At 70.3% G+C, this 5,564-nt stretch carries 5 protein-coding genes; 1 reads left to right on the plus strand and 4 read right to left on the minus strand.

What is annotated here, in order from left to right; translation table 11 throughout:
• The coding region (gene gcvPB, locus CM1CMNOD_RS03040) for an aminomethyl-transferring glycine dehydrogenase subunit GcvPB (RefSeq protein WP_131773824.1) at positions 1-3,076 on the plus strand (3,076 nt) is incomplete at its 5' end.
• Positions 3,077-3,141: 65 nt separating this feature from the next.
• Here the strand turns inward: gcvPB and CM1CMNOD_RS03045 are convergent.
• The 4 genes from CM1CMNOD_RS03045 to CM1CMNOD_RS03060 all read right to left on the minus strand — a co-directional run bounded on the left by CM1CMNOD_RS03045 (position 3,142) and on the right by CM1CMNOD_RS03060 (position 5,482).
• Positions 3,142-3,732 carry a DUF5134 domain-containing protein gene (locus CM1CMNOD_RS03045; RefSeq protein WP_165001606.1) on the minus strand — a complete coding sequence of 197 codons (591 nt, stop codon included), beginning with the start codon at positions 3,730-3,732 and terminating at the stop codon, positions 3,142-3,144.
• 389 nt (positions 3,733-4,121) lie between these two features.
• Positions 4,122-4,412 (minus strand): hypothetical protein, encoded by a 291-nt coding sequence (locus CM1CMNOD_RS03050; protein ID WP_013872203.1) that lies wholly within the window; start codon positions 4,410-4,412, stop codon positions 4,122-4,124.
• A gap of 258 nt (positions 4,413-4,670) precedes the next feature.
• Positions 4,671-5,063: a DUF5615 family PIN-like protein gene (locus tag CM1CMNOD_RS03055; protein ID WP_013872204.1), complete on the minus strand. Its 393-nt coding sequence runs from the start codon at positions 5,061-5,063 to the stop codon at positions 4,671-4,673.
• A complete protein-coding gene (locus CM1CMNOD_RS03060; protein WP_013872205.1) occupies positions 5,060-5,482 on the minus strand; it encodes a hypothetical protein in 423 nt (140 codons plus the stop codon). Before CM1CMNOD_RS03060 ends, CM1CMNOD_RS03055 begins: the two co-directional genes overlap by 4 nt.
• Between the last annotated feature and the right edge of the window lie 82 nt (positions 5,483-5,564).

Here is a 5,564-nt window from a genome sequence, read left to right on the forward strand (position 1 = left end):
GCCCGCGCCGGCCGCGACGGCGCGCCGGGCCGGCCCGCCGCCCACCGAGACGCTCACCTTCGCCGACCGGCATGTCGGGCCGGACGCGGACGAGCGCCGGAAGATGCTCGACGGGCTCGGCCATGCCAGCCTGGACGCGCTGGTCACGACCGCGGTGCCGGAGGTGATCCGCGACGACACCCTCGAGCTGCCTTCGGCGGCGAGCGAGCCGGAGGTGCTCGCCGAGCTGCGCCGGCTGGGCAGCCGGAACCGCCCGGTGCCCTCGATGATCGGCCTCGGCTACCACCCGGCGGTGCTGCCCGGGGTGATCCAGCGCAACGTCCTGGAGAACCCGGCCTGGTACACGGCGTACACCCCGTACCAGCCGGAGATCTCCCAGGGACGTCTGGAGGCGCTGCTCAACTTCCAGACCATGATCGCCGATCTGACCGGCCTCGCGACGGCCGGGGCCTCGCTGCTGGACGAGTCGACCGCCGCGGCCGAGGCCATGCAGCTCGCCCGCCGGGCCGCGAAGAAGCCCGACACACGGTTCGTCGTGGACACCGGGACGCTGCCACAGACGATCGCGGTGCTGCGCACCCGCGCCAGGGCGCTGGGGATCGACGTGGTGGTCATGGACCTCTCGGCCGGCATACCGGAACACCTGGCCGAGTCGGCGTTCGGCGTCCTGCTGGCCTATCCGGCCGCCGACGGCGCGCTGCGGGACCCGCGCGCGGTGATCGAACAGGCCCACGGCCACGGGATCGTCGTGGCGGTGGCGGTCGACCCGCTGGCGCTGACGCTGCTGGCCGCACCGGGTGAGTTCGGGGCGGACATCGCGGTCGGCAGCGCGCAGCGGTTCGGGCTGGGCCTGGGCTTCGGCGGCCCGCACGCGGGCTTCATCGCGGTGCGCGCCGGCCTGGAGCGGTCGCTGCCCGGCCGGCTGGTCGGGGTGTCGGTGGACGCCGACGGCGAGCCCGCCTACCGGCTGGCCCTGCAGACCCGGGAGCAGCACATCCGCAGGGAGAAGGCCACCAGCAACATCTGCACGGCACAGGTGCTGCCGGCCGTGCTGGCCTCGATGTACGCCGTCTACCACGGCCCGCGGGGGCTGGCGGGGATCGCCGAGCGGGTGCACGGCCACGCGGTACGCCTCGCCGCGGGGCTGCGCGCCGGCGGGGTGCGGGTCGTCCACGACCACTTCTTCGACACGGTGCTCGCGCAGGTGCCGTCCCGGGCGGCCGAAACGGTCGCCGCGGCGCTCACCGGCGGGCTGAACCTGCGTCTGGTCGACGCCGACCACGTCGGCATCTCCTGTAGCGAGACGACGCTGGACGCCGACCTGCACGCGGTGTGGGCGGCGTTCGGGGTGCCACCGCTGCCCTCCCCGTCGGTGGTCGCGCTGCCGGCGCGGAAGGCGACAGCCGCCGGCGCCGCTACCGCGGGCGGCGCCATCCCAGGTATAGCTACCATCGGTGCTCGAGCCGACGCCGGTGGTGGCGGCCCGGCGATCCCGGCGGAGCTGGTACGGGCGAGTCCCTACCTGGAACATCCGGTGTTCCACCTGTACCGGTCCGAGACGGCGATGCTGCGTTACCTGCGCCGCCTCGCCGACAAGGACCTGGCGCTCGACCGCGGAATGATCCCGCTCGGCTCCTGCACGATGAAGCTGAACGCCACGACCGAGATGGCCGCGGTGACCTGGCCGGACTTTGCCGACATCCACCCGTTCGCGCCGCTGGACCAGGCCGCCGGCTACCTGGAGCTCATCCGCGACCTCGAGAAGTGGCTGGTGGCGATCACCGGCTACGCGGCCGTGTCCCTGCAGCCGAACGCGGGCAGCCAGGGGGAACTCGCAGGGCTGCTGGCCATCCGCGCCTACCACCGCGACCACGCCGTGGAGGGTCGGCCGGTCCGGGATGTCTGCCTGATCCCGTCGTCGGCGCACGGGACGAACGCGGCAAGCGCGGTCATGGCCGGGATGCGGGTCGTGGTGGTTGCCTGCGACAGCGACGGCAACGTGGACCTGGAGGATCTGGCCGCGAAGGCGTCCGCCTACTCCGACCGGCTGGCGGCGCTGATGGTGACCTACCCGTCGACGCACGGTGTCTACGAGGAGGGCATCGGGCGGGCGTGCGACCTGGTGCACTCCTGCGGCGGGCTGGTCTACGTCGACGGCGCGAACCTCAACGCCCTGGTGGGGCTGGCCAGGCCGGGCACGTTCGGGGCGGACGTGAGCCACCTGAACCTGCACAAGACGTTCTGCATCCCGCACGGCGGCGGCGGCCCGGGCGTCGGCCCGGTCGCGGTGGTCGAACGGCTCGCGCCCTACCTGCCCAACCATCCGCTGCGGCCCGAGGCGGGGCCGGCCACCGGTATCGGGCCGATCGCCGGGGCGCCGTGGGGGTCGGCGGGCATCCTGATGATCCCCTGGGCGTACATCCGGCTGATGGGTGCCGCCGGGCTGCGCCGGGCCACCTCGGTGGCGGTCCTCAACGCCAACTACATCGCCTGGCGGCTGTCGTCCCACTACCCGGTGCTCTACACCGGACGTGACGGACTGGTCGCGCACGAGTGCATCCTCGACCTGCGCCCGCTGACGAAACGCACCGGAGTGACCGTGGACGACGTGGCCAAGCGGCTGATCGACTACGGTTTCCACGCGCCGACGATGTCGTTCCCGGTACCCGGGACGTTGATGGTCGAGCCGACCGAGAGCGAGGATCTGACCGAGATCGAACGGTTCTGCCGGGCGATGATCGCGATCCGGCGGGAGGCCGACCTGGTCGGCGCGGGCACCTGGCCGGCGACCGACAACCCACTGCGCAACGCTCCGCACACGGCGTCCATGCTGGTGGCGGACGAGTGGGAGCACCCGTACTCCCGGACGGTGGCAGCCTACCCGGTCGCCTCCCTGCGGGAGTCGAAGTACTGGCCGCCGGTACGCCGGATCGACGGCGCCTACGGCGACCGTAACCCGGTCTGCACCTGCCCGCCCGTGACGACGTACATCGACCAGGACGAGGACATCGCGTTCGCTGACGACGCGCCGGCCGCCCCCCACATCGTGGGGGTACCGGCCGACGCCCGCGGCTGACCCGACGAGACCCGCCCCGAAGCGGATCGACGCGGCGCGTAGGCCGGCCGGATCGTCGCGCCCTGTCAGGGGGTCGGGATCGTCGCGAACATGGCGACCATGCCGGCACTCATGATCAGGCGGCAGCCGTGGACGCGGACGGACGCGCCCCGCGCCCTGCTCACGAACGGGGCGGTCAGCTGGCCAGCCGGCCCGCCCGCCGGGTACGGGCGTGTCTCCGCCGGGTACGGGCGTGCCGTCAGGCGCAGCACCAGGGTGACCGCGGTGAGGACGGCCAGCGCCGTGAAAAGCAAGGAGAAACCGATGGTGAGGTCGTCCGCCGACCACCACCGCAGCGCGTTCATGTACGCCATCGCCAGGCCCTCGACCGCGAGCAGCGCGCAGCAGCAGGTCCCGGTCACGCCAGCGTCGTGATGGCCGCCCGGGCCCGGTTGCCGAAAGCGTTCCGGATCATCTCTTCGGATCACGTTGACGGTCAGGAAGACCGACGAAAGGAGCAGATAACCCCAGGCCAGCGTGGCTCCGGTGAGAATTCGGTCGGTGCGGGCCTGCCAGGCCGGCGGGCTGAACATGTACGCCATGCCGGCCGCTACGAGAAGATGGCCGGTTTCGGTCAGCACGGCGATCCGGTTCCCGTCAACGCGTGCCGTTCGCACCGACCTCCAGGCGCGCCAGGCGTGCCAGGCGTGAAATACCGCGAGAACGGCGAACACCAGAGCCGCGACAGACCAGAGCGGGCCACCGGCCGTGCTGGTTGTGTCCGCGACTCCCGGTACATGGTGCATTGCGGCACCGCCTGGTCATGCCAAGGTCCACGTTCACACGGAAAATCCCGGAAAGTTCCGGAAAATCCTGTTCCGGGGACGGCTGGATAGGCTCCGGTCGGACCCGGCACCGGGCCGGCCGGCGCCGTGTGACCATATATCCTTGCTTTGTCCCTGCCCGTGTTTTTCGGTACCAGCTACTGATCGGCGACTACTGATCGGCGACTACCGATCGGCGACTACCGATCGGCGACTACCGATCGGCGACTACCGATCGGCGACTACCGATCGGCTGCATCCTGGATGCCGGAGGCGACGGCCAGCGCCGAGTCGAGGACGCTTTCCAGCGCCCCGGACTTCGCCTGATCGATTATTTCGTAGAACTGGTCGACGCTCATCTGCACCTGCTGGCCGAAGTCGTCCACGAGCACGATCCGGCGTTCGGCCGGGGCGTCGTGGTCGACGAACAACTGCGGACAACCACAGCTGCACTTCCCACAGAAGGTCACCAGGTGCTGCCGGGCTGCCCCACCGGCATCCGGCACCGCGTCCGCTGGAGTTTCGTCACGCACTGTCCCCACCTCGCCCGCCTGGCCGACGCGTCGGCATGGTCAACCCGCTCGCAACATCACTCACAGCGTAAGGACCCTCACGCCATCCTGTCCGCGTTTCCGCAAAATCACAACGACAACCCCGCCCCGGACCGGTGTTCGCCCAAGAAGCGGTGCGACGGGTGCGGAAGTCATCCGTCCCATCGCAGTCTGTGCACCGCGGGCGGGGGCGAGGCCATGATGGATCGTCGTACTGGGCCGTTCTGCCCGCGGTCTTGCTCAGTCCGTTGCCCTGAAGAGCCAGTCCTCCGTCAGCGGTGGTGCCGGCGGCCCTTTGAGCAGCCACGCATGGACCGCTTCGATGAGGGGGGCTGGATTGTGCCGAGAGCGGAGGAAGGTCCGGCTGCTGGTGAACAGCAGTCCAGCGGTGGCGCTGTCGGACTGCAACGCCCGAAGCATGATCGGACGAAAATCCTTGGCATTCTCGGTCAACAGCCAATGCCGTTCGGCGGTGGCCCACGTGTACAGGTCGTCGTCCGTCATCGCCCGCAGGTCGAGCCGTTCGACGACGGCCACGACGGTGTGCCCACGTTCGCGCAGCACTTCAGCGATCTTCGGTGAGAACATCTCGTCGAGGGCGAGCTCAACCGGCTGTGAGCTCGGTGCGCTCATGCGATGAGCTGCTGCTGCACGCGCCAAGCGTGCTCGGCGCGCACCGACGCCTCGTCCGCGGCGGTGATCTCCGCGTCGATCTCGTCGCGGTTGTCGCTGTAGTAGCTGACCGCGGTGTTGATCCGGTTGGCGTCGACCGCGAACGTCTCCGCCGCGGCAGCCAACGCGGTTGGTCCGCGTTCGTCGATCTCGTGGAGGAACTTGATGATCTCCCAGACGTCGGGCCCGTAGGCCAGCGCCGCCCGACGGCCGGAAGGGCCGCTTTTGAAGACGATGCCCGGGTGTTCGGCCATCCGCAGCCCTTCGTCGATGAGCCGCTGCGCCAGGGCTGAGGTGTTTGATCCCGTCTCGGCCACCGCGTGTCGTCGCAGCTGTGCCAGCAGCCCCGGTTCGAAGCGAATGGACAGCGGTGTAGTCATGCGATATATCGAACACTTGCGCTACGGGTGTCTGTGCCATGGGGCGCTCGTGGGCTCACGATCCAGAGATTCGCGGGTGGGG

Source organism: Protofrankia symbiont of Coriaria myrtifolia (genome assembly GCF_900634755.1).
Taxonomy (GTDB): Bacteria; Actinomycetota; Actinomycetes; order Frankiales; family Frankiaceae; genus Protofrankia; species Protofrankia coriariae.